Annotated in this window: 3 protein-coding genes; all 3 read left to right on the top strand. The window is 76.2% G+C overall.

Annotation, left to right across the window (positions count from 1 at the left end):
- The coding region (locus GGD88_RS18445; RefSeq protein WP_343056421.1) for a hypothetical protein at positions 1–235 on the top strand (235 nt) is incomplete at its 5' end.
- Positions 228–878 carry a phage tail protein I gene (locus tag GGD88_RS18440; protein WP_184438261.1) on the top strand — a complete coding sequence of 217 codons (651 nt, stop codon included), beginning with the start codon at positions 228–230 and terminating at the stop codon, positions 876–878. The genes GGD88_RS18445 and GGD88_RS18440, both read left to right, overlap by 8 nt.
- A gap of 2 nt (positions 879–880) precedes the next feature.
- On the top strand, positions 881–1,035 hold a 155-nt coding region (locus tag GGD88_RS19475; RefSeq protein WP_184438258.1), incomplete at its 3' end, for a phage tail-collar fiber domain-containing protein.

Genomic DNA, 1,035 nt, shown 5'->3' with positions numbered 1-1,035 from the left:
CGGCCCGGCCAGTGCCCCGGTGCTGTCCGCCGCCGAGGCGGCGGTGGCGGAGACCGTCGCCCGCCTGCATGCCCTGGGGCATGACGTATCGCGCTCCGCCCTGATCGCGGCCCTGCACCGCGACGGGGTGCAGCGCGTGGACCTGACCAGCCCGACCGCCGACATCGTCGTGGCGGCCGATGCCGCCGCCCACTGCACCGGCATCACCGTCACCCTGGGAGGCCGCGATGTCTGACGACCTGACCGGTGACGTCTCCGGCCTGCTGCCGCCCAACGCCACCGACCTGGAACGCGCCGCCGATATCGCCTCCGGCACGCGCGTCCAGGCGGTGGCGTTCGCACCCATGCTCGGGCTGTGGGACCCCTGGCGCTGCCCCGTCGATCTGCTGCCGTGGCTGGCCTGGGCGTGCAGCGTGGACGTCTGGGACGACGCCTGGCCAGAGGCGACGCGCCGCCGCGTGATCGCCGACAGCTACGCGGTGCATTCCGTCAAGGGCACCGTCGGCGCCGTCCGCCGCGCCCTGGCCGCCGCCGGCTTCGACGCCCGCGTGATCGAGTGGTTCCAGACCGCGCCCTCCGGCGATCCCTACACCTTCCGCGTCGAGGTGGCGGTCACGGGCCGCGCCATCACCGAGGCCACCTACGCCGAGGTGGAGCGCGTGGCCCTGGCGGCCAAGAACGTCCGCAGCCACCTGGCCGGCCTGCGTGCCGTCGCCCGGGTGTCCGGCGCGGCCCATGCCGGCGGCGCCGCGCTGGCCGGCGAGACCGTCACCGTCCTGCCGTGGGCGGCGCGCGACCTCGCCGTGGCCGGGCCGGCCCACGTCGGCGGCGCGGCGACGCTGACCGACCGCCTCACCGTCTGGCCGGAGGCCGCCTGACCATGGCCGACTACTTCACGGTCCTCACCCTGGCCGGCCAGGCGGCGCTCGCCAACGCGCTCGCGACCGGTGGCACGGTGGCGCTCACCGACATGGCGGTGGGCGACGGCGGCGGCGCGCCGGTCACGCCGACGGAGACCATGACCGCGTTGGTGGG

The organism is Roseospira goensis (assembly GCF_014197795.1).
GTDB lineage: Bacteria > Pseudomonadota > Alphaproteobacteria > Rhodospirillales > Rhodospirillaceae > Rhodospira > Rhodospira goensis.
The sequence above is the reverse complement of the archived record's forward strand: the minus strand, read 5'-3'. Positions and strand labels throughout refer to the sequence as shown.